Below are 23,541 nucleotides of genomic sequence, written 5' to 3'. Positions count from 1 at the left end.
GATGCTTTTTTTTCATGATTTCTAAAATTTATATTGCAATAAAAAGGCAAAATCAAGTTCAGTTTGATATTTATCTGGCGAATATTCCTGCTCGTTTGTTGTAATAAGAATTCCTGCTATATAGTGACTTTTTATCAGTTTATTGAAACCTGCGCTGACCCTGAAAGATTTTAAAGACATTCTTGTCTCATATTCGGCAGCACGAGTTCTGTCATCTGGGGAAGTTCCGTAACCGGCAATCAAAGTTACATAATCATATTTTGTTTTGTAATAATATCTCGAAGTAAAAATTAAAGAAGGTGCATCTTTTTGAATATACGATCTAAGATTGAACCAATAGGAGCCAATGTATTTCCCTAAACCAATATTTAAAGTTTTGAGATCGCTGTTGTCCTGCATTTTTATGTAACGTGCTCCTAGATCAGCTTCCCAGCCTTTTTTAAAATTATGAAAATAAGAATATCCTAATCGCCATTCCGGAAAAGCGTTGTCTTGGCTGTATGCAACATCGATGTAGGAGTAATTGTTCTTTTTTGAAAACAGATGAGATTCAACCTCAAACTGCAGTCCGCTTGCCTTTACTTCTTCCAAAGAAAATCGTTTAGCATAACTAACACGTCCAATCAAACTTCCCCATAAACGTTGCCTTAAATAATCGACGCTGGCAAGGTGCCACGGGCCAACATCGTCACGGCTAATAGTCGTATAATTGTAATATGCGCCCACACGATCCATATTTACGGTCGAGTATAATTCAAAAAGCAATTGCTGGATTTCTGGATCGTTTGGAAATCTAGCCTTAATTGATTTTAAATACTTGGCTTCATTTTTAGTATCATTTTGTAACGAATAGAAAGTAATACGTTTTAACCGCAATGTTTTATCATCAGGAAATATCTCGATTGCCCGATTTGCTATTTTTACGCCTTCATCATATTTTTTTTCTTCTATATCTAAATTAATGAGGTACAAAAATGCATCCTGATATTTATTGCTTCTTTGAATAACATAATTATAATAGTACCTGGCACTGTCTTTTTGGTTTATTAAATAATAATTTCGGCCTAGCGCCAAATGAAAATCTAGATATTTTGGAGCCAATCTTTTTCCTAGTGACGCTCTTTTAATATTAAGGTTATAATTAGGGCGAGCACTTTGCATGTCTTTGGTTATGACAGTCAAAAGGCTGTCTGTATCGATTTTTTGTGCTTTTATATTTTGATTCGAAAATAAAAACAGAAAAAAAAGCAATTGGCTGATGTGTAAAATCTTAATGCACTTCATAATCAAATTATTTTACCGTTGGTTTTTCGAAGCCTTTGCGAACCATTACGCCCCATTTTTGTTCCTTTTTTGTAAAAAAGTACCAATATCCTTTTAATGAAGCATATACAGTTATTGGATGATAAACAAAAGGCTCAATGATTGCCATGCTTATAAGGGTTAATAATTCCTTGTAATTTGCGTAGCTTTTGTATAAAATCTCATCGATTAAAATTGAAATAATAGTAATCGATAAATAAAAAAGATATACTAAAAGGCTTATAATCAATAAATATTGAAAATCGATTATGCCAAAAATAAAGCTGGCAATCAAAGTGATGATTCCTATAAATTCTATTATTGGCACTAAAAATTCAAAACTGAAAAAGAAAGGCAAAACCAAAAATGCTGTACGTCCATATTTTCGATTTAGAAACATATTTCGGTGCAGATAAAGTGTTTGCACTAATCCTCGTGCCCAGCGGATTCTCTGTCTTAAAAAAACTTGCCGTGTACTTGGAACTTCAGTCCAGCAAAGTGATTCGGGAATGTATTGAATTAAAAATTTTTGATTAGTGTCATGCATGTATTTGCGCATGCGGGTTACCAGTTCCATGTCTTCACCCAAAGATTTGTGCCAATATCCGCCGGCTTTGATCACAACATCTTTGTCAAACATTCCGAGACCACCAGATACAAGCAATAAACCATTTATTTGACTCCAAGCCATTCTCCCAAATAAAAAAGAGCGAACATATTCCAGTTCTTGAAACCTCGGATACCATTCTTTTGGATAATGAACTCTATACAAAAAGCCTTCTTTTACATCGCAGGAATTCGAAATTCTGATACCCGCTCCGGTCGCAATCACGCGAATTTGGCTTTCCATGAAAGGTTTTGCCAATTTTAAAATGGTATCTTGTTTTAAAATACAATCAACATCTGTGCATAAAAATAGAGGATATTTAGATGAATTTATTCCCGCATTTGAAGCATCGGCTTTGCTTTTTCCGTTTATTTTATCTACCACAAGGAGTTTGGAGTACACAGGATTTTTAGATTTATAATGTCCCCTCACAGGCTGTGTCGGAATTTTTTCCTGATAATAAAAGTCAATTTTGACCAAATCAAATTCGGATATTAATTTTTCCAGCGTATCATCTGAACTTCCATCGTTTATAATTATGACTTCAAATTTTGGATATGTCAGCGAAAGCAGTGATTTTACGTTGTAAACAATATTCAAGCCTTCATTAAAGGCAGGAGCGACCACTGAAACACCTAGAATATGGTTAGAGCGCAACAAAACTTCATCTTCGAGATATTTTTGATATTTTAAATGTTTTATAATTGCCCAATAGGATAAGACGGATAAAAACATATAAAACAAAATATACCCAAGAGAAAAAAAGGCTATAAAAATATCATAGGCGCGTATAAGATCAGACAGAAAATCATGAATCATATTTGTATTTGTCTAATGTGATTAATCATTTTTTGTGTATCAGGATCTTTACTGCCAAATAAGTCGGTTCGTTCAGGATCCAAACTATTGCAGCAGTAAACCATTTTCAATTTTAAATCTTTTAATTCTTGTTTTCTAATTTCGATTTCTAAAAAATCTAATGTTTTCTTCGAACCAATTACTGCCAATGTTTCAAGCATTTCATATTGAATTTCAAGTATTTCATCAGGATATAGGGATAAAATTACATCTTCTGCCTCATAAAGATAGAGGTCTTTAATCGCTATAATTACGTCAGTTTTTAAGCCTTTATGGTTAACATGTAATAAGTTGATGATCTCATTTGCTCTGTTTCTGTAGTTATAAAATACCATTACCATTACAGCCAATTTTAAAATTGCCTTTTTTTTAGAAAGTATCCATTGATCAACTTCGAGGGGCATTGGTATATTTTCGGCGTGCAGAACATCCATTACTTTTATTGTGGTGATAATTGTTACTTTGAGCGGTAATTTATCTACCGCCTGCCAGTCGCCTTTTGATAGTGCCAAATAAGCAATATTAGCATTCGACCGAATAACTATGTTAGAACTGAATAAGTATTTTTTAAGAAGCGAAATGCCTGGTTTGTAGCTTAATGCCTGTAACTGATAAATTCCTTCATATTTTTATATTTTCTAAAGTCCTTTATCAAACTTGCTGTGTACTTGTTGAGTCCTAAATGCTCGTAAATAAGAAGGATATTTTTTGCAGCAGGACCTTTTAAATTGCTTTTCATTCGAATTAAATCCTCAATAAGCATGTTTTTGCACCAGGTCCTATTAATGGGGATTTGCGATTTGAATTTTGCAATTTTATATTTTAAAGTGTTTCTATCAGGGTTTGATAAAGTAACTTCGGTAAGAAATATTTCAGATTTTCGGATTGTGATATGTCTGTATGGAAGCCTGATTTGGTAAATAATTCTTTTAAGAATTAAAACAGCTGCTAAAGAAAGCGTCAAAACTAAAAAAAACGGAATGACGAAATCTTTGATATACCCTATAAGATGATTCATAACATACAGCTTTTACACTTGTAATATTACGAAAAAAAAATGCAACATCAAAGAAAATAAAATTTTTTTTGTAGCTAAAAACTTTCAAAAACTCCAAGTCCGAAAAGTGCAAAATCGTATTTTACAGGATCTTGCGAATCCATCTCTCTTAATTTGGCATCTAATTCGGCTAAAGCTTTTCCGTCGTTTTGTTTGCGTGTGAGTATTCCTAATTTGCGTGCCACATTTCCAGAATGTACATCTAAAGGGCAAGATAATGATGCCGGCGAAATACTTTTCCAAATTCCTAAATCAACTCCTTTTGTGTCTTGGCGAACCATCCATCGCAGATACATGTTGATGCGTTTCGCTGCCGAGTTATTCATTGGGTCAGAAATATGTTTTTGAGTTCTCGGGAGATGATCAATTTCGAAAAAGATTTTTTTGAATTCGTGAATGCTTTTTTGAAGATTATTCTGTTCTTGGTTTTTGGCAAAAACCGCTTCTAATCCGCCATGATTTTTATAAATATGCTGTAATCCTTTAATGAATCCGCCAAAATCTTTTCCGTTGAAAGTTCGATGAACAAAGGTTTCCAATTCTTCTAAATTTTCCTCAGAATGCGACATGACGTAATCATAGGGCGTATTTCCCATTAATTCCATCATTCTATGCGAATTTTTGATAATCATTTTGCGGTTTCCCCAAGCAATTGAAGCACTCAAAAAACCTGCAATTTCAATGTCTTCTTTTTGAGAAAATAAATGCGGAATCTGCACAGGATCACTTTCAATAAAATCCTGATTATTGTATTGAATGACTTTTTCGTCTAGAAATTCTTTAAGTTCTGCTTTATTCATTTTCTGAAAGTTTTTTGGCGTAAAATCCGTCTTTTAAATCATTGGTACGCATTTGCGGAATGGTATTGAAATATTTTTTGAAATAATCAATTTGTTTCTCGTCGACGCAAGGAAGTTCTCCGTCTCCATTTGCCCAGAAAAAATCATTTTTGATAGGAGAGTTATATCTTAAATTCCCCAACTGAATTATTCTGAAAGGTGAATTGCTTTTTGAGTTTTGATACGGATACAAGATATTTTCCGTTGAAAAATTGCTTATTTCCAACATGAATTTGTGATTTGCAAATCGATTTAGATTTATCGGAACAAATAAAACAATCATTGTTGGCAGTAATGATAACGCTAATATTGTATAAATTACTTTTTTGTTTTGAAAGATTGCAACGAAACAGAATATCGAGAAGAATAATATAAAATTCATGAAAAATCGATACTGTGGTGAGGTTATGAAAAATAGAGCAAGTTGCAGGGCCATTACAAAATATAATGTCCAAAATGTTTTTTTATTTTGGAATTTGTAAATAAAAAATGGAACGATAATAATGAGAAGAACTGCAATCTTATTAAACAAACCATTTAATTTAGGCATAGATATCCAAGTTAAAAATAAATCAGTAACCGACATCGCATTGTATTGATCTGCAGTTAAGAAAAAACCAAAATATTTAATTTGATCGTAGTAAAAACCTTGAACCGATTCAGGAATTGCATAATCCATCGTAACGGATTTAAAAAGCTTTGACGGATAAATTGGTGATCCGCAGATGATCATATTTTTTGTGACAAAAATGAAAAAAACTAAAACGGTAATTATTATAGGAAGCAGAAGTTTTTTTGAAAGTAACTTAAAGTGAAGCAAAAATAAAATTACAGGTAGTATCGCAAAAGTCAGTGTGGTGCTTTTAATGTATAGTAAAAACAAAACCAGAATTACAATTAAGTTGAATGCTTCAGAAGTTATGTTTTTGAAATTTTCTAAAAAGTAAAAGAAGACAATAAATGAAATTACATAAACCGGAATATCTGGCGAAGGCGCGCTTATAAACTGAAAAAAGAAAATATTAAACAACGGAAATAAACCCAAAACAAGATAGTTTTGATTACCATTTTTGTAATATTCACTGAGTTTTTGAATCGCGAAAATATTGCCTAGCAAAAGACAAAATCCGCTTAAATCATTGAAATTTTTATAAAGAAAAGAGAAACTGAAGACACTTTGTGTAATGTGCCAGCCACTCATTTGTCCTAAAAATAAATGCAAATTTACCAGTCCTTTTACAAAGCCATATTCATTAAGCCATTTTACAGTTTGTATGTAATACGATTCGTTATCAATAACAAACGGAATTGATGCACATTGAGCTACAATTAAAAATGAAATAATAATTAGGTACGTTTTTAAAACGATGTGGAGCTGAAGAAATTCGGCAATAAAAGTTTTATAAATTTCGGAAATTGGCGCTCTGAATTTTATCAATAAAAACAAATTCAACACTGCGAAAAAAATATGAAATTCGATGTTGATTCGCTCAAAAATGGCCCAAAAACTGGCTAAAATTGTTGTGCAGAACAATCCGAGTATTGCGGTAATTACGAAATCTTTATTTTTTAAACTGATAATTTTATTAAAACTATAACCTAAGTTAATAGTGGTAAATAAAATATAGATCCAGCTTATGAAAATTAAAATCATTAAGAAAGAATTTGTCCGTCAGACATTACCAATTTTCTGTCGGCCATATTTGCTAATTCTTCGTTATGGGTTACAATCACAAACGTTTGACCAAATTCATCTCTTAATTGAAAAAATAATTGATGAAGATTTTCGGCAGAATGTGTGTCTAAATTCCCTGATGGTTCGTCGGCAAAAATAACGTCAGGTTTGTTTATCAAAGCTCTCGCAACGGCAACGCGTTGTTGTTCTCCGCCTGAAAGTTCATTTGGTTTATGATTAATGCGATGAGATAATCCTAAAAATTCTAGCAGTTTTTTAGCGTCGGCTTCAGTTTCCGAAACTTTTTTTCCGGCAATATAAGCAGGAATGCAAACATTTTCAAGTGCTGTAAATTCTGGCAGCAATTGATGAAACTGGAAAATAAACCCTAAATTCAGATTTCGGAAATTAGATAGAGCTTTATCATTCAGTTTCAGAATATTTTCACCATTAATAGTTAATGAAGTATCTGGATCTGTATTTGAAGGTTTGTCCAACGTTCCTAAAATGTGCAGCAAAGTTGTTTTTCCGGCTCCGGAAGCACCAACAATTGAAACAATTTCACCTTTTTTAATATGCAAATCAACTCCTTTTAAAACTTCAAGTTGATCGTAGAATTTATGTATATTTTTTGCGTGTATCATTTTTTTGAAACTGTTTCTACAAAGAAACGAAGATTCTGGATAGAATCAAATTTCAATATTGTAAATTCCAAATTTCTAAAACGGTATATTTATTGAGTATGGGAATTTAGAAATTAAATTCAAGAAATAAATAATAGAATTTCTAGTATATTTTTTAATTTCAGTTAAACTAAATAGAGATACAATGCAGGATTTAAAAGCAACAAAGGAAGGGGTTAGGACCAATAAACTTTTGATTGGTTTGCTGCTGGATGCTATTGGGATGATTTCTTTTAGTATTCCTTTAATCGGAGAATTTTCAGATGTAATTTGGGCTCCAATTGCGGCTTTTATTATGACACGAATGTATAAAGGAAGAGTTGGTAAAGTAGCTAGCGTTTTGACTTTCATTGAGGAAATTTTGCCTTTTACAGATGTTATTCCGTCATTTACGTTGACTTGGATTTACACGTATTATTTTCAAAAAAGAAATAAAGAAGATTAATCTTTAAACAGAAAACCTAATCCCATGTTTTTCAGCATTTTCTTTTCGAAATTCCAAAAGAATTTGAATTGTCCAAAAACAGCTCCAATTGCGACTAATAAAACCTGATAAATTGGGAAAATTATAAGCAAACGAATTAAAGTAAACCAACCTCCAAAATCTTCTTTTGTAATGCCCAGCCAAACGCAAAAAGGTTTAGACAGCCACGCAGATGCCGATCCGGTCACGGCAAAAACGATAAGAATAATTATGGCTTGTAAATTTGAGGTGATTCCCCAGCGTTTCTTTAATTTATTCATTGTTATTTGTAATGATTACAAATATAATAACATTATCTAGATGGAACGTTACCCCAAAGCTTTTGTTTATAAGTATTTTGAAAATAAATCATGTAGTTGTAAATAAGGTAATTTACCTCGTAGCCGTAATGAATTTCGGGGCGGTAATCAATCAGCATTTCATATAAATTCGGGTTGTAAATTTGTGGTTGTCTTACGCGATTATTCCATTCGGTTACATACAAGTAATTTTTGGTTTCAAGATATGACAGGGAATAATAGTGACGTGGCAATGCAATTGAAGCCAGCCAAGTCGAAAAGCCATTGTCAATAATTATGACTTCATATTCAAGCGAGTCATTTGCAATTCTCACTGTGTCATTTACGGTTTTATTTACTTTAGGAGGACTAACGGCTGCAACATCTTTTTTTGAAGCTGTAGAGCACGCTATTATCGTAAATAAAACAATTAATATGTAAATGAATTTCTTCATGACTTCTGTTTTTGAACAATTAAAGTTACGAATTTTTTTTGAGATGCTAAGGCGCTAAGGTTCTGAGATTCTCAGGGACTAAGTTTTTTGTTTAAACTAAAAAAGCTGTTTATTTAAATAAACAGCTTTTAAAATATTTACTCAAAGAGATATAAATTCAGTACCTAAGTATCTTAGCACCTCAGTACCTCAGTACCTCAGAACCTCTATTTACTCCCAAACAATTTTCCAATAAAACCGGCAATGCCACCTTTGCTTTTAGTTACCACAAGCACATCGGCAACATCAACTTTTCCGTCGTTGTTTTGGTCAAGGCCAAATTGCATTCCATATTTAGAAATTGTATCCATAATTCCAGATGCTTGTCCGCTGTTTCCGGAAATCGAATTGATAATGTCAGAAATCTGAAAACTGCTATCATTTGGATCTTTTGCTTTATTTACTAACGAACCTAAAATCTGCGGAATCAAATTTGAAGCAACTCCGCTTGAATCAGCACTGCTTAGTCCAAATTTTTCACCAAGACTTCCACTTAATTGTTGTTGAATTTGTTGTACAACAGGATTGGAACTGTCAATTGGAGAATTTCCATTAAATAATCCGGCAATTTGTTCGGTTCCGCCTTCAGAAACAATCTTTTGTAACCCTGCAAAAATAGAATTACTGGTTTCATTCATTACTGCTTCATTATGTTCATTCGGGACAGCAGGGTTGTTTACAACGGCATCACCGCTATATTGCTGTACTAGTTGTGTCAATTGTTCAAACATGATTTTAAGAGTTTTAGATTATACACCAAAGTTAATAAAAAAAAGAAAGGGATTTACTACAAAACTGTAATAAATCCCTTTAAAGTTAATCTATTTTTTGATTCCTTAGCTCAACAAAGTGATAATTTGTGAAGCTAATTCTGTTCCAATTCTGTCTTGTGCCTCTCCAGTTGCAGCCCCGATGTGCGGAGTCAATGAAATTTTAGAGTGCATTAAGATTGCCATTTCTGGTTTTGGTTCGCTTTCGAAAACGTCTAAACCAGCAAAAGCAACTTTTCCTGAATCTAAAGCTTTTACTAAAGCTACTTCATCAATAACACCTCCACGAGCACAGTTTACAATTCCAACACCATCTTTCATGATTTCAAGTTCTTTTTCACCAATGATGTAACCATCTTGAGCAGGAACGTGTAATGTAATGAAATCTGCTTCTTTGAATAAAGATTCTAAAGATTGAGAAACGATTTTAGTTGTAATTGATTGTCCGTCAAAAAACTCAACTTTTACATCAACTTCAGGAATAAAACTATCAGCTGCGATAACTTTCATACCAAGACCAAGCGCCATTTTAGCTGTAGCTTGACCGATACGGCCAATACCAACAATTCCAAGAGTTTTTCCTCTTAATTCTGTTCCGTTTGCGTATGCTTTTTTCAAACCTTCAAAGTTGGAATCTCCTTCAAGAGGCATATTTCTGTTAGAATCATGTAAAAAACGCACACCATTAAATAAGTGTCCAAATACTAATTCAGCAACAGATTCTGAAGAAGAAGCTGGAGTATTGATTACATGAATTCCTTTGCTTTTAGCGTAATCCACATCGATATTATCCATACCAACACCACCACGACCAATGATTTTGATTCCAGGACAAGCGTCGATAATATCTTTACGAACTTTAGTTGCACTACGAACTAAAATTACGTCAACATTATTTTCATTAATATAGTTAGCTACTTGTTCTTGAGCAACTTTTGTAGTTATAACTTCAAAACCGCCTTTTTCTAAGGCTAGAATTCCGCTTTTAGAAATTCCGTCATTTGCTAATACTTTCATTGTGTGTTTATTGTTTATTTGGTTAATCGTTTAACTGTTTAATCGTATATATACGTTCAATTGTTTAATCGATGAACCAACTATTATTTTTCTTTTTTGATATTTCTAAAGGAAGTGCTTAACGGTTAAATATTTAATCAAATCAACAATTAAACGAATTAACAGTTAACCAAATTAACGATTAAACGCATAAACGATTAACCGAAAAAAACGATTAAACTTTACTTTCAAGTGCTTTCATCACATCCACTAAAACCTGAACACTTTCGATTGGCATAGCGTTATAGATAGAAGCTCTATAACCACCAACAGAACGGTGTCCTGGCAATCCAGAAATATTTGCCGCTTTCCATAAAGCATCAAAAGTTTCTGTGTGATCAGGATTTGTTAGCAAGAAAGTAACGTTCATGTTTGAACGATCTTCTACCGCGGCAGCACCTTTAAATAATGGGTTTCTGTCGATTTCAGCATAAAGTAATGCTGCTTTAGCGTTGTTTAATTTCTCAACCGCAGCAATTCCGCCTTTTTCTTTAATCCACTGTAAAGTCAATAAAGAAACGTAAACAGCAAATACAGGTGGAGTATTGTACATACTTTCTCCTTTAATGTGTTTTGCGTAATCTAACATGCTAGGAATAGTTCTTCCGTTTTTGCCTAAAATTTCTTCTTTAACAACAACAAGAGTTGTTCCTGCTGGTCCCATATTTTTTTGAGCTCCTGCATAGATTAAGTCGAATTTAGAAAAATCCAATTCGCGAGAGAAAATATCAGAACTCATATCGCATACAACTGGAACGTTGGTCGATGGGAATTCTTTCATTTGAGTTCCAAAAATGGTATTGTTGCTAGTACAGTGGAAATAATCAGCATCAGCTGGAATTTCGTACCCTTTTGGAATATGAGTGTAATTGTCGTCTTTTGAAGAAGCTACCACAATAGTTTCTCCAAAAAGTTTAGCTTCTTTAATAGCCGCAGTTGCCCACGTACCTGAATCTAAATAAGCTGCTTTTCCGTTTTCTTTCATTAAGTTATAAGGAGCCATCAAGAATGCAGTACTTGCACCACCTTGTAAAAACAAAGCTTGATATCCTTTTCCCTGAAGTCCTAATAATTCTAAAGCAAGGGAACGAGCTTCCTCCATAACAGCAACGAAATCTTTGCTTCGGTGCGAAATTTCAAGAATAGATAATCCTGAATCATTAAAATTTAAAACTGCTTTTGATGCTTTTTCAAAAACTTCCTGAGGTAAAATACTTGGTCCTGCGCTGTAGTTGTGTTTTTTCATGGTTGTTGTTAATAGTCGAAAAAATTAAAGATGCAAATTTCGGCAATAGGAGCTGAAAAAGCGATAAATTATTCGAAATAATTAAACATATTTTTACTTTGTTGTTAACAAAAACGTTATAGTATCAACGTTATCTGCGTAATCCCACAATTGAGGATTTTGTGTCTGACCAAATTTGATGCTGTTTTCAACCAAATCGTTGCTAATGATGCATTGAATTTGTTCAGAATCAGCTTCAAGACGGGATTTTAAATCGTCGATATTTTCATAAAACTCATAAAAAACACTCGAAATAGGAGAGGCGTAACTAGCGTCTTCTTTTATTGTCAAAAATCCGTTGTCCAATAATTTGTAATTGCTCATTAAAAATACTGCCTTATTATAGTCATAATTATTCGCGTATTTTTCATAATGAATAACGTCCTGATATTTGAACATTGCTTCAAAAAATCCATCAAATACATAACCTTTCGGAACAAAAAGTTTAGAGACATTTCGGCAACCTAATCCGAAATAACGAAAAATATCTTCGCCTAAAGCTTCTAGCTCTTCTTTAGATTCATTTCCGTTCAAAACCGCCGCAGAATTTCTGTTTTTTCTGATGATAGAAGGTTTGTCTTTAAAATAATATTCAAAATAACGAGAAGTATTATTGCTTCCGGTGGCAATTACAGCATCGAAATTTTCAAGTTTTCCTTCCACGAAAGTGATTTTATCTTTCAGATTTTCATCAACAGCGATTAAATATTTGGCCAAAAACGGCAACAAATGCTGATCGTTTGAGGATGTTTTTATCAAAGCTTTATTGCCAGTAATCAAAACAGATAAAAAGTCGTGGAATCCAACTAACGGAATATTTCCAGCTAAAATTAAAGCGACTGTTTTTTCTTTTCCTTCATTTTGAGCGAACTCAGCTTCATATTTTGAAAGCCATTTGTCAATATTCTCGGCTGTCAAAGCTTTTGCCCATGACTCGATTGCAAAGTAAACTTGTTCAGGAGTGTACCAGCCATTATGAGATTGCGATAATTGAATTAAGTTCTGAAAATCATTGAAAAAAATATCGTTATATAAAACGCCTGATTTTTTAACGGATTCCTTTTCAGAAAACTGACTTAAAAAATATCCTAATTCAACAAAAACACTTTTTTTTGTTTCTAATGTCATAATGTTTGCTTATGAATTGTTTTGATTGTAATTTTGCACAAAAATAAGGATAAATAAGTCGAAAGACAAAAGTCCAAAGTCGAAAGTAGAAAGTCAAAAAGACTTTAATACTTTTACTTTAAAACTTTCAAACTTTATGACAGACTTTATTACTTTATGACTTTCAAACTTTAAGACGAAAAAAGATGGCAATTATTATAACTGACGAATGCATCAATTGTGGGGCCTGCGAACCAGAATGCCCAAATACAGCAATATATGAAGGTGCAGATGATTGGAGATATAAAGACGGAACAAGTCTTTCTGGAAAAGTAGTTTTACCTGACGGAACTGAGGTTGATGCAGAAGATGCACAAACTCCAATTTCTGACGAAATCTATTACATTGTTCCAGGAAAATGTACAGAGTGTAAAGGTTTTCATGATGAGCCTCAATGTGCTGCTGTGTGTCCTGTTGATTGCTGTGTACCAGATGATAATCACGTAGAAGATGAAGAAACTTTGTTGAACAGACAAGCGTTTTTACACGGTTAATAGTATTTAGAACATTTAAGTTTAGATATTTTAAGAATCCTGAGTAGTGTACTCAGGATTTTTTTTTGCGGTATTTTAATGAAATTTTATTTTTTATTGTATAAAATACTGTAACTTAATGAATTATTTTGTTAATTTGATGATAATATTTAAAAAAATAACAGCCTATGAGGAGACTGGTACTTTTATTTATTTTATTATTTACCGCTGCTGGCTTTGCACAAAGTGCAGAGTATTCAATTGTTGTCAAAGATATTGAGACACAATTGCCAATAGAAAATGCCATCGTTTTGATCATGAAAACGAAACAGACCTTGTTAAGCAATAAGGAAGGGAAAGTGACTTTTATGCTGACTGGATCTTCGGCTCTTGAGGTTTCTCAAATTGATTATGAAAAAGTTTCGCTTCGATGGGGGCCTCTAAAGCCAGATATGTTTGTCGTTTATCTTAAAAGCAACAATACCAAATTAGACGAAATTGTAGTTTCTAAAGAAAATCCTCAAAAAACACTCCAAAAAATTGTTGCCAATTCAAGGCAAAAATTAGCTTCTTCATACCGATTAAAGGTATTTGTGAGAGAATTTTTTATGCTTGACAATAAATACTCTTATTATAATGACGGATTAGTGAATTTTCAGTTTGCATCCAATCAAAAAAAGCCATCGACAACATTATTAGTAGAGCAAAACCGTTCCTACGGACTTCTTGACAATGATGTCAGTGCCGATTTGAAAGGATATAATCTGAATAATATCATGGAGAATTACTGTAATTTAAAGTATTTTGATCCCGTTTTAGATTCAAAAACCAGAAAAGAATACGATTTTACTACAAAAGGACATCCAAACAATAAAAATTACTACATGATGTCGATTACGCCTCGTGATAAATCAAAAAAAGCATTGGATACTTTTGAAGTCATTTATGATCCTGTAAAAAAGTTAATTGTCGAATTCTCAATAATAATTACACCGCAAAGTTTGCTTCAAGTTGAGGAACAAACAAAAATAGGAGCAAAAAATGTGACCAAATCGGTTGTAAAAGTAAATTATAGAATCGCCGGTGAAGATTATTATTTAATGTGTTCTAACGAAGAAATTGGTTACGATCTTATTTTAAAAGATCATATTAAAAATATTCAGGTTCGCAACAACTTTGTAACGACGCATTTCAACAGGCAGAATTTTACGTACAGCGAAAGCGATGTTTTTAAAGAAAAATCGCTTTTCAATAAAAAGAATAAAGTGATGACGAAATACTGGGAAATTTCTGGATTTACGCCCACTGAACAAGAAAAAGCAATTGTAGATGCTTTAGAATTTAGAATGTAATTTATTACTTAAGAACAAAAAAATCCTGAACAAACGTTCAGGATTTTTTGTTATAAAAATGTTGCAACTGAGTGTAGCCGAAGTCTTTTTTTAGAAATTAAATCCAAGTCTCGCATAGTAATAAGCACCGCTGAAACCCATTTGAACAGCATCCCAATAACCTCCGGCTTCTGTATTTCCTTGCTCGTCTTGTTTAGTTGGGTAAACATTGAACAAGTTGTTGCTTCCAATGCTTAATTTTAAGTTTTTAGAAAGTCGGTAACCCAAGGTCAAATCCGTAACCAATCTTGGGTTGTAAACATCTTCTTCATCGGCATAATCAACTAAAACTACTTTGCTGAAACGCGTGAAAGCTAGTCCGGCATCAAATTTGTTTTTTGCATAAGTAAGGTTTAAGCCAAATTTATTGTCTGGAGCAGAAGCCAATAGGAAAGCTTTTTCACGATTTCCAAAGAAAGTAGCTTCATCTAAATCGCCATTTTTAACCTTGTCAATTTTCATATCATTAATGTTCCCCACTAAAGTGGCACCAATATGTCCGAAATCATACGTTTTCTTCCAAGAAAAAACCAAATCCAAACCATGTGTGCTTGTATCAACTCCGTTGGCAAAAAACTGCGCTTCAGAAACGCCAAGTCCTAATGAGCTTGCATCAAAATATCCCGTAAGAACGATACGATCTTTTACTTTAATATAATATCCATCAACAGTTGCTGTGAAATCTCCGTAAGTTGCAGTGAAACCCAAAGAAGCATTCACCGCTTTTTCTTCATTTAATTTTTCAATTCCGAAAGCTTTTGTAACCGGACTATCATTTGGCGCCAAAAGAACTTCCGTTGCACCGCTTGCATTAAAGTTTGTAAAACGCAAATTATAATAAATTTGTGCCAAAGATGGAGCACGGAAACCAGTACTCACGGAACCTCTTAAATTAATATGATCGTTTAATTTTAATCGGGAAGCTAATTTTCCGTTTACTGTGCTTCCAAAATCGCTGTAATTTTCAAAACGAACAGCACCGCTCACCATAAAAGCTTCGGTAACATCTAGTTCGGCATCCGTATATAATGAAAAATTGGTACGGCTTTTATTTACTTCATTTGCAGGACTGTATCCAGGAAAACCTTGTGAGCTTCCAGGTCTTGGATTTCCAGAAATTGGGTCAATAGGAGCACTTTGCGTTGTTGGGTCGGTAATTGGTTTTCCGTTTGTATCGTATGTTGTGTATGAACCTTCTTCACCAGCAAAAATTTCAAATTTCTCTACTCTAAATTCCGTTCCAAAAGCAATATTGAAACCGCTCATAATGTCATCATAGTTTTTAGAAACGTCAAAATTAGTTGTATTTTGAAGCAAACTGTGACCTCCTGAGTTAAATTCAGTTGGCGATTTTTCTTCGAGAGAAGCATTCAAAGTTCCTTTGATGTCATATTCAAATCTATTTTTTCCGAAAGTATTGCTCAAATCAAATTTCCAGCCACCTCCGGTTGTAGTTCTGATTCCAGCTGCCAACGAATTATCTTTTATATTTGAAGTAATTCTAGGCGTGTAACCACCAGGATAAATTGCTTCTACAACTCTTTCACCGTCATTTCTGGTAAAGGCATAAGCATCAGTATCTCTAAAATTACTACCACCAAAAGCATAAAGTTCCGTTCTGTCAGATAATGGAAGTGAAAAATTTCCGAAGAAATTTAATCCTTTAAGTTGTGCATCACCAAAACCTTTTCTGAAATCATATGCAGGTCTTAAGGTTTTGTCTTTTTGGATAAATTCGCCAGTAAAATTGGCATAACCGCCTTTGCTTCCAACTGAAATCCCATAATTTGCAGCAACTTTAAAAGAACCGCCATCAAAAGATTTGTCTTTTCCGTATGAGTTTCCATTGCCTTTTTGATCCAGTCTGAAGCCGTCAGTATTTGGTGTTCCCGGCAAAAAGTCGCCTTTTGCATTCGTATTGAAAACACCATAAGTAACAGAACCGGTAAGTTCTTTTACATTATCATTTGTTATGATATTGATTACGCCGGCAATAGCATCAGAACCATATTGCGCAGCGGCACCGTCTCTTAAAATTTCAATTCTTTTGATGGATGAAGCCGGAATCGCATTTAAGTCCGTTCCAGTATTTCCGCGTCCGCGTGTTCCAAATAAATTGATAAGTGACGATTGGTGTCTTCTTTTTCCGTTAATTAACACCAAAGTTTGGTCTGGTCCCATACCTCTCAATGACGCTGGATCTACGTGGTCAGCTCCGTCAGAACCTGATTGTTTGTTCGCATTAAAAGAGGGAGCAACATATTGAAGTAATTGGTTGATTTCGATTTTACCGCTTTGTGTTGTAACATCTTTTACATTAATAACGTCAATAGGGACAGCCGAATTTACAACGGTTCTTTTTGTGCTTCTCGAGCCAACTACAACAACATCGTTCAAAACTTGTCCGCCGCTTTCTTCTAAATTAACATCAACTTTATCACCTGAGACCGATTTTTCAATTGTTGAAAATCCGACGTAGCTAAAAATTAAAGTTGCACCTTCTTTGACTTTGATTTTATATCCACCTTCAAAATCAGTTGATACACCGTTTGAAGTTCCTTTTTCGACAACATTTACACCCGGAAGCGGTGTACCTGTTTTGTCTTTGACGACTCCCGACACTTCTTTTTGTGCAAAAAGAAATACTGTATTCAATAGAAATACGAGTAATGCAAATTTTTTCATAGTAGTTTGGATTTTTGGTTTGTTTTTTATTGGTTTAGGTTATAAAATTAGTTTTTTTTAACAAAAACTTAATAAAATGTTTAAAAATTTTCAAGAACAGCTCAATAATTATATTATTACACATTTTTACTTCGCTTACGAGGTATTAAATCTTATATTTGCAAAATTTTAAAGCCAAAAAATAGCATTTTGGCAGAAAACCAAAAAAGTACACGTAAATCATAAACCATTATAACAGAATTAGTAATGGTCTGGGCTGAGGAAAATCAGCACCATAAAACAAATAGAAACAACAGATGAAAGCAGGAATTGTAGGATTACCAAATGTTGGAAAATCAACATTATTTAATTGTTTATCTAATGCAAAAGCGCAGAGTGCAAACTTTCCGTTTTGTACAATCGAACCTAATATTGGTGTTGTAAACGTTCCAGATCCAAGAATCAACAAATTGGAAGAATTGGTAAAACCAGAGCGCGTTCAAATGGCAACCGTAGATATCGTTGATATTGCAGGTTTGGTAAAAGGAGCAAGTAAAGGTGAAGGTCTTGGAAACCAGTTTTTAGGAAACATTAGAGAATGTAATGCAATCATTCACGTTTTGCGTTGTTTTGATAATGATAATATTGTTCACGTTGACGGAAACGTAAATCCAATTCGTGATAAAGAAACGATTGATATCGAATTGCAGTTAAAAGATTTAGAAACAATCGAAAAACGTTTGGAAAAAGTAAAACGTGCTGCAAAAACAGGAAATAAAGAAGCTCAAGCTGAGGAAGCTTTACTAAACAGAATTAGAGAAGCGTTATTGCAGGCAAAATCGGCTAGAACGGTTGTTCCTCAAAATAATGACGAAGAAGTTTTAATGGAGAGTTTCCAATTAATTACAGCAAAACCGGTTTTATACGTTTGTAACGTTGACGAAGGTTCTGCAGTAAACGGAAACAAATATGTTGACCAAGTTCGTGAATTAGTAAAAGATGAAGATGCTGAAGTTATTGTACTTTCAGTAGGAGCGGAGGCTGATATTACAGAATTAGAAAGCTACGAAGAGCGTCAAGTTTTCCTTGAAGATATGGGATTACAAGAGCCAGGAGCATCAGTTTTAATTCGTGCAGCTTATAAATTATTAAAGCAACAAACCTATTTTACAGCTGGTGTAAAAGAAGTTCGTGCTTGGACAATCAACATTGGAGCTACAGCGCCTCAAGCAGCAGGAGTTATCCACACTGATTTTGAAAAAGGTTTCATTCGTGCAGAAGTAATTTCATATGACGATTATGTTCAATATGGTTCTGAGGCTAAAGCAAAAGAAGCTGGAAAATTTAAAGTTGAAGGAAAAGAATATATTGTTAAAGATGGTGATGTAATGCACTTCCGTTTCAACGTTTAATCTTTTTAGAAGAAAGAGTAAAGAAAGAGAATAGACTAAAACTGCTGGAGAGATTCAGCAGTTTTTTTATGCTTTAAAATTAAAGCTTTCTACTGTCAGGCTGAGCGAAGTCGAAGCCCGCGCAAAGATTAGCGATTTAGATTGTGGAGCTACTTGCGTGTCCTTCGACTTCGCTCAGGATGACAAAAATGAGAATAAAAAATCCGCTCAAATCAGCGCTTTCGCGAAAGCGAATCAGTAAAATCTGTGTGCAATTTCTCAAAACGAATTAGCGTTTGAAAAATTTTTGGCTTAAAAATTGGTTACAGAAAAAATAACCAATTACTAATCTAAAATCAACCAATCAAAATGCTAAAAAAATCTTTCAAATTTTTGGGCTGGACGCTTTTCGGAATTTTCACTTTTCTGGCTTTGTACATTTCAGCAGTTCTAATTATTTCAAAAATTACAGTCAATTCAGATATTGCAAAAGTCGAAGGACAAAACGCCATTCCGATTTACATTCTTTCCAACGGCGTTCATACGGATATCGTAGTTCCTGTAAAAAACGAAATCAAAGACTGGCGAAATGAAATTCAGTTCAATCAAACTCAATCAAAAGATTCGCTGATGAATTATATTGCTTTTGGCTGGGGCGACAAAGGTTTTTATCTTGATACTCCAGAATGGTCCGATTTAAAAGCAAGTACAGCTTTAAAAGCCACTTTTGGTGTCAGTTCATCAGCAATGCATACCACATTTTTCAAACAACTGAGAGAAGGTGATGATTGTATACGTATTTTGGTTTCAAAAGAAAATTATCAAAATTTAGTTAATTATATTTCTAAAAGTTTCACAGATCCTGTTCATCCACAATGGATTGAAGGTCACAGCTATGGAAAAAAAGATGCTTTTTATGAAGCAAAAGGAAGTTACAGTCTATTTAATACTTGTAATACTTGGGCAAATAATGCCTTAAAAGCTGCGAATCAAAAGGCGAGTTTATGGACCGTTTATGATAAAGGGATTTTTTGTCATTATAAATAAATTTTAGTTTAGTCCCTACGGGACAATTATTACGAACAGAGTTTTTGGGTTACCAATATTTAATCTCTACGAGATTATTCCGCTAGGAATTTAATATTGGTAGACATGGAAAAAATATAAAATTCGCCTAAAAAGCAAGAATTCAAAATTTTTGAGTATTGCGTAAATTTGAGAGAATATCAAAAATCAGCAAATGAAAATCAAAGATATATTCTCCAAAACCTGGTTTCTCTTAAAGAATACCTTTTTAGAATTTAACGATGATAATGCCATTAAACTTAGTGCGGCACTCGCATATTATACCATATTTGCGTTGCCACCTTTATTGATTATTATCATCACAATTTGTGGTGTTTTTTTTGGAGAAGAAGCTGTAACAGGCGAATTGTACGGACAAATAAATGGTTTGGTAGGCAACGGTGCTGCGAGTCAGATTCAGGAAGCTATTAAAAATGTGCAATTATCTGGTGATAATGTTTTTGCAACTGTATTTGGAGTTGTGATGTTGTTAATTGGAGCATCGGGAGTTTTTGCTGAGATTCAAAGTTCTATAAACTTTATTTGGGGATTACGTGCAAAACCGGATAAAGGAGTTAAAAAATTTATTCAAAACCGCTTAATGTCATTCTCTATGATCGTTTCTGTTGGTTTTTTAATGTTGGTCAGTCTTTTTATAAGTACCACTTTAGATTTGCTTAGTACACGTTTAAAAGTTTATTTCCCGGAAAGTACAGTTTATTTATTTTATGTAATTAATATAATTATTGTGCTGGCGAGTATTAGTACTCTTTTTGCGATTATTTTTAGAACATTGCCAGACGGAAAAATAAGATGGAAAGATGCTTTTATAGGATCAGGAGTTACTGCGCTACTTTTCATGATTGGTAAATTTGCTATTGGACTTTATTTGGGCAATTCGACAGTTGCTTCAGTTTATGGTGCGGCAGGTTCTGTGATAATAATTCTCGTTTGGGTTTATTATTCGGCAATAATTCTGTATTTTGGAGCTGAATTTACGAAAGTCTATGCTAAATCATATGGTGGGAAAATTTATCCAAATGAGTACTCTGTAAAAATAGCAAAAGAGATTTACGAAATCGACGGACCAAAAAAAGAACCAATAGAAGAAACTTTACAAAAAGAGAAGCCATGAAAATAATAGCCTTTGGAGGAAGCAACAGCAAGCACTCAATCAACAAACGTTTAGCAACTTATGCATCAAGTTTATTTGAAAATGCCGATGTTGAAGTTTTAGATTTGAACGATTTTGCAATGCCATTATTCAGTGTTGATCTTGAAAAGGAAGTGGGACAACATGAAGTAGCGCAAGCATTTTTAAACAAGCTCAAACAAGCTGATATTTTAGTGGTTTCCATGGCAGAAAATAACGGAAATTATTCAGCTGCTTTCAAAAATGTTTTTGATTGGAGTTCACGAATTGAAAAAGATGTTTTTCAGCACAAACCAATGCTTTTAATGGCAACGTCGCCGGGTGGAAGAGGCGGAAGTTCTGTTTTAGGAATTGCTCAAAATCTTTTTCCGCGTTATGGCGCCGAAATTAAAGGAAGTTTCTCATTACCATCATTTGGCGCGAATTTTGATTTACAGGAAAATAAAATAGCTAACGTTGAGTTAGATAATGAACTGAAAAACATTATTAAATCAAATTTTTAAATGCCACATAAAAAGATTGTTTTTTTATTCCTTTTGCTGAATAGTATTTTTTTGAATTGTACTTTCGCACAAAAAATCAATGATGTCGATAAAATCGTTGCCAAATATCCAAAAAACTTTGCTTCAACTGAAAAATTAGCCGAAAGAATTGAAGATGATTTCGATTCTGACTACGAACGAGCGCGAGCGATTTACAGTTGGATGGCTTTTAATATAAAATACGATTTTAATGTGTTTTTGCATCCGCCAAAAACGCAGGGCTTCAGTTATTCAAGCGAGGCAGAAAAACAAAGAAAAATAAAACAGATCAATGATAATCTTATCCAAAAAACTTTTAATTCCCAAAAAGCGGTCTGCGAAGGCTTCACAGCTTTGTATCAGCATTTGGCTTCGTTGATGGGAATGAAATGCGAGATTATTCGTGGCGATTCAAAAATTTCAGTACGAGATATTGGTCGTATAACAACTTCCTCAAACCATGCGTGGAATATGGTTTTGATTGATAAAAAATGGCGTTTGGTTGACGTTACGTGGGGGCAAGGCTATTACGACAGCAGTAAAGGCCGAATGGTAGCTGATTTTTCGCCTATTTATTTTGACACAGATCCTAATTATTTCTTTGCCAAACATTTTCCAGATTCGGGTTCTTTTTTAGGTCAAAGATTAAGCAAGGAAGATTTTCTCAACGGACCTTTAATTTATAATAAAACAATCGAAAATGATTATAAAATTCAAGAGCCAGAATCAGGTATAATCGATGCTAAAAAAGGCGATAAAATTACTTTCCAAATCAAAAACGTTTCAAAATCAAATCAGGTTTTTTATCTGAATAAATATAATAAAGCTGTAAAAGTTCAGAATCCAAAAGAAAAACACGGAGGTTTAGAATTTCAGATTCTTTATGATAATAATGTAGGCGAGTACATTACGATTTTTATCGACACGAATAGTATTGTTTCTTTTAAAATTATTTAGTGATTCAAGATCCCTGAATATCTTGATTAATGAAATTTCCTTCTTTTGCTGAATTGACGTATCTTAGCAATTCAGGATTTGAATTATAATGCCATGGAAACAACTTTTCTGAAATCAATCTTAGACAATGATTTCTATAAATTCACGATGCAGCACGCTGTTATTAAGCTTTTTCCAAAGGCAAAAGTGCGTTATGGATTTATAAATCGGGGCAAGCATGTTTTTCCGGAAGGTTTTGCAGATTTACTCCGAAAATCGGTTGATGCAATGGCTGATCTTCGTCTAACAAATGAAGAAAAAAGTTATTTGGCGCATTATTGTCCTTATCTTGATCCTACTTATTTAGATTTTCTGCAAGGTTATAGTTATGATCCGTCTGAAGTTCAAATCAGTCAAGAAGGTTCAGAAATAAAAGTTACCGTTGAAGGATTTTGGTACAGAACCATTTTGTGGGAAGTGCCTTTAATGGCTTTGATTTCGGAACTTTTTTACAAATCAAATCATTTGATCCGACTAAATGATGATGCTATAAAGAGTCTGACAAAAGAAAAAATAGATAATTACAACAAACTCGGTGTTTCAATTTTAGAATTTGGTACAAGACGCCGTCATTCTTATGATGTGCATGATTTGATCAATGAAACGTTAAGAACTTTTGGTGGACAAAGCTTTATAGGAACCAGCAATGTGCATTTTGCTATGCTCAATAACAAACGCCCGTTAGGAACTCACGCGCACGAATGGTTTATGTTTCATGCAGCACAATATGGTTTTCAAGTAGCCAATTTTATAAGTCTCGAAAACTGGACAAATGTTTATGGCGGTGACCTCGGAATTGCTCTGACAGATACTTATACGACCGAAATATTCTTCAATCAATTTGATAAAAAATATTCTAAACTTTTCGACGGTGTGAGACATGATAGTGGTGATCCGATTGAGTTTGCTAAAAAAGTGATTTCGCATTACAATAAAATGGGAATCGACCCAAAATCAAAAGTGATCGTTTTTTCAGATTCCTTGAATTATGACAAAGTAAAAACGATAGTTGATTTCTGCCAAGACAAAATAAAAATGTCTTTCGGAATTGGAACAAATTTCACTAATGATGTTGGACTTCCGGCGATGAATATGGTTATAAAATTAACCGACACAAAACCCGATAACACACATTGGCAAGGCGTTGTAAAACTTTCGGACGAAAAAAATAAAAACACGGGAACGCCCGAAATGATTGCGTTGGCAAAAGAAGTGCTCGGAATCAAATAGTAGAGCATACAATTTTTAACACATAAAAACATAGTCCCGAAGCTTAAGCATTGTAAACTTATAAGAGGCTTTTCACTTATAATAATAAACATAGCTATGTGT

At 33.6% G+C, this 23,541-nt stretch carries 23 protein-coding genes; 9 read left to right on the top strand and 14 right to left on the bottom strand.

The window, feature by feature from the left end; translation table 11 throughout:
- Nucleotides 1-21: 21 nt before the first annotated feature.
- The 7 genes from FND99_RS06920 to FND99_RS06890 form a co-directional block, all read right to left on the bottom strand.
- Complete coding sequence (locus FND99_RS06920) at nt 22-1,284, bottom strand: YaiO family outer membrane beta-barrel protein (protein WP_144337241.1); 1,263 nt, start codon at nt 1,282-1,284, stop codon at nt 22-24.
- A gap of 7 nt (nt 1,285-1,291) precedes the next feature.
- Nucleotides 1,292-2,644: a glycosyltransferase family 2 protein gene (locus FND99_RS06915; RefSeq protein ID WP_246074189.1), complete on the bottom strand. Its 1,353-nt coding sequence runs from the start codon at nt 2,642-2,644 to the stop codon at nt 1,292-1,294.
- Between the two features lie 80 nt (nt 2,645-2,724).
- Complete coding sequence (locus FND99_RS06910; protein WP_144337239.1) at nt 2,725-3,279, bottom strand: hypothetical protein; 555 nt, start codon at nt 3,277-3,279, stop codon at nt 2,725-2,727.
- Between the two features lie 83 nt (nt 3,280-3,362).
- Complete coding sequence (locus tag FND99_RS06905) at nt 3,363-3,785, bottom strand: hypothetical protein (RefSeq protein WP_144337238.1); 423 nt, start codon at nt 3,783-3,785, stop codon at nt 3,363-3,365.
- Between the two features lie 74 nt (nt 3,786-3,859).
- On the bottom strand, nt 3,860-4,624 hold the full coding sequence (locus FND99_RS06900; protein WP_144337237.1) for a TIGR02757 family protein: 765 nt from the start codon (nt 4,622-4,624) through the stop codon (nt 3,860-3,862).
- Nucleotides 4,617-6,317, bottom strand: a complete 1,701-nt coding sequence (locus FND99_RS06895) for an LIC_10190 family membrane protein (protein WP_144337236.1) — start codon at nt 6,315-6,317, stop codon at nt 4,617-4,619. The genes FND99_RS06900 and FND99_RS06895 overlap by 8 nt, the downstream gene beginning before the upstream one ends.
- The gene (locus FND99_RS06890) at nt 6,317-6,982 is read right to left on the bottom strand and encodes an ABC transporter ATP-binding protein (RefSeq protein ID WP_144337235.1); all 666 of its coding nucleotides are present in this window, start codon (nt 6,980-6,982) and stop codon (nt 6,317-6,319) included. Before FND99_RS06890 ends, FND99_RS06895 begins: the two co-directional genes overlap by 1 nt.
- Before the next feature lie 184 nt (nt 6,983-7,166).
- On the opposite strand from FND99_RS06890, the gene FND99_RS06885 reads away from it, so the two are divergent.
- Entirely contained in the window at nt 7,167-7,466 is a 300-nt protein-coding gene (locus FND99_RS06885; RefSeq protein WP_144337234.1) for a hypothetical protein, read from the top strand.
- On the opposite strand, the gene FND99_RS06880 is transcribed toward FND99_RS06885, so the two are convergent.
- The 6 genes from FND99_RS06880 to FND99_RS06855 form a co-directional block, all read right to left on the bottom strand.
- Entirely contained in the window at nt 7,463-7,765 is a 303-nt protein-coding gene (locus FND99_RS06880) for a DUF6787 family protein (protein WP_144337233.1), read from the bottom strand. The two genes, FND99_RS06885 and FND99_RS06880, sit on opposite strands and share 4 nt — an antisense overlap.
- 32 nt (nt 7,766-7,797) lie before the next feature.
- Entirely contained in the window at nt 7,798-8,238 is a 441-nt protein-coding gene (locus FND99_RS06875; protein ID WP_144337232.1) for a DUF6146 family protein, read from the bottom strand.
- Between the two features lie 206 nt (nt 8,239-8,444).
- Nucleotides 8,445-9,008, bottom strand: coding sequence for a DUF937 domain-containing protein (locus tag FND99_RS06870; RefSeq protein WP_144337231.1), 564 nt, complete (start codon nt 9,006-9,008; stop codon nt 8,445-8,447).
- A gap of 105 nt (nt 9,009-9,113) precedes the next feature.
- The gene (locus FND99_RS06865; protein ID WP_144337230.1) at nt 9,114-10,064 is read right to left on the bottom strand and encodes a D-2-hydroxyacid dehydrogenase; all 951 of its coding nucleotides are present in this window, start codon (nt 10,062-10,064) and stop codon (nt 9,114-9,116) included.
- A gap of 214 nt (nt 10,065-10,278) precedes the next feature.
- A complete protein-coding gene (gene serC / locus FND99_RS06860) occupies nt 10,279-11,349 on the bottom strand; it encodes a 3-phosphoserine/phosphohydroxythreonine transaminase (protein ID WP_144337229.1) in 1,071 nt (356 codons plus the stop codon).
- 93 nt (nt 11,350-11,442) lie between these two features.
- Nucleotides 11,443-12,516, bottom strand: a complete 1,074-nt coding sequence (locus tag FND99_RS06855) for an acyl-CoA reductase (RefSeq protein ID WP_144337228.1) — start codon at nt 12,514-12,516, stop codon at nt 11,443-11,445.
- A 185-nt stretch (nt 12,517-12,701) separates the two neighbouring features.
- Between FND99_RS06855 and FND99_RS06850 the strand changes: the two genes are divergently transcribed.
- A complete protein-coding gene (locus FND99_RS06850; protein ID WP_144337227.1) occupies nt 12,702-13,049 on the top strand; it encodes a 4Fe-4S dicluster domain-containing protein in 348 nt (115 codons plus the stop codon).
- A 167-nt stretch (nt 13,050-13,216) separates the two neighbouring features.
- Nucleotides 13,217-14,380 carry a hypothetical protein gene (locus FND99_RS06845; protein WP_144337226.1) on the top strand — a complete coding sequence of 388 codons (1,164 nt, stop codon included), beginning with the start codon at nt 13,217-13,219 and terminating at the stop codon, nt 14,378-14,380.
- A 90-nt stretch (nt 14,381-14,470) separates the two neighbouring features.
- On the opposite strand, the gene FND99_RS06840 is transcribed toward FND99_RS06845, so the two are convergent.
- Nucleotides 14,471-17,104 (bottom strand): TonB-dependent receptor, encoded by a 2,634-nt coding sequence (locus FND99_RS06840; RefSeq protein WP_144337225.1) that lies wholly within the window; start codon nt 17,102-17,104, stop codon nt 14,471-14,473.
- A gap of 296 nt (nt 17,105-17,400) precedes the next feature.
- On the opposite strand from FND99_RS06840, the gene ychF reads away from it, so the two are divergent.
- The 6 genes from ychF (at nt 17,401) to pncB (ending at nt 23,439) form a co-directional block, all read left to right on the top strand.
- Nucleotides 17,401-18,495: a redox-regulated ATPase YchF gene (gene ychF / locus FND99_RS06835; protein ID WP_144337224.1), complete on the top strand. Its 1,095-nt coding sequence runs from the start codon at nt 17,401-17,403 to the stop codon at nt 18,493-18,495.
- Between the two features lie 348 nt (nt 18,496-18,843).
- The gene (locus FND99_RS06830; protein WP_144337223.1) at nt 18,844-19,521 is read left to right on the top strand and encodes a TIGR02117 family protein; all 678 of its coding nucleotides are present in this window, start codon (nt 18,844-18,846) and stop codon (nt 19,519-19,521) included.
- A 193-nt stretch (nt 19,522-19,714) separates the two neighbouring features.
- The gene (locus FND99_RS06825) at nt 19,715-20,674 is read left to right on the top strand and encodes a YihY/virulence factor BrkB family protein (RefSeq protein ID WP_144337222.1); all 960 of its coding nucleotides are present in this window, start codon (nt 19,715-19,717) and stop codon (nt 20,672-20,674) included.
- Nucleotides 20,671-21,195 carry an NADPH-dependent FMN reductase gene (locus tag FND99_RS06820; protein WP_144337221.1) on the top strand — a complete coding sequence of 175 codons (525 nt, stop codon included), beginning with the start codon at nt 20,671-20,673 and terminating at the stop codon, nt 21,193-21,195. Before FND99_RS06825 ends, FND99_RS06820 begins: the two co-directional genes overlap by 4 nt.
- A gap of 51 nt (nt 21,196-21,246) precedes the next feature.
- Nucleotides 21,247-22,170 (top strand): transglutaminase domain-containing protein, encoded by a 924-nt coding sequence (locus tag FND99_RS06815; RefSeq protein WP_246074188.1) that lies wholly within the window; start codon nt 21,247-21,249, stop codon nt 22,168-22,170.
- 93 nt (nt 22,171-22,263) lie between these two features.
- A complete protein-coding gene (gene pncB, locus FND99_RS06810; protein ID WP_144337219.1) occupies nt 22,264-23,439 on the top strand; it encodes a nicotinate phosphoribosyltransferase in 1,176 nt (391 codons plus the stop codon).
- Nucleotides 23,440-23,541: the final 102 nt, after the last annotated feature.

The sequence above is a fragment of the Flavobacterium daemonense genome (assembly GCF_007341385.1).
In the GTDB taxonomy this organism is placed as follows: domain Bacteria; phylum Bacteroidota; class Bacteroidia; order Flavobacteriales; family Flavobacteriaceae; genus Flavobacterium; species Flavobacterium daemonense.
Note: the sequence above shows the minus strand (reverse complement) of the source record. Positions and strands in the feature narration are given on the sequence as shown.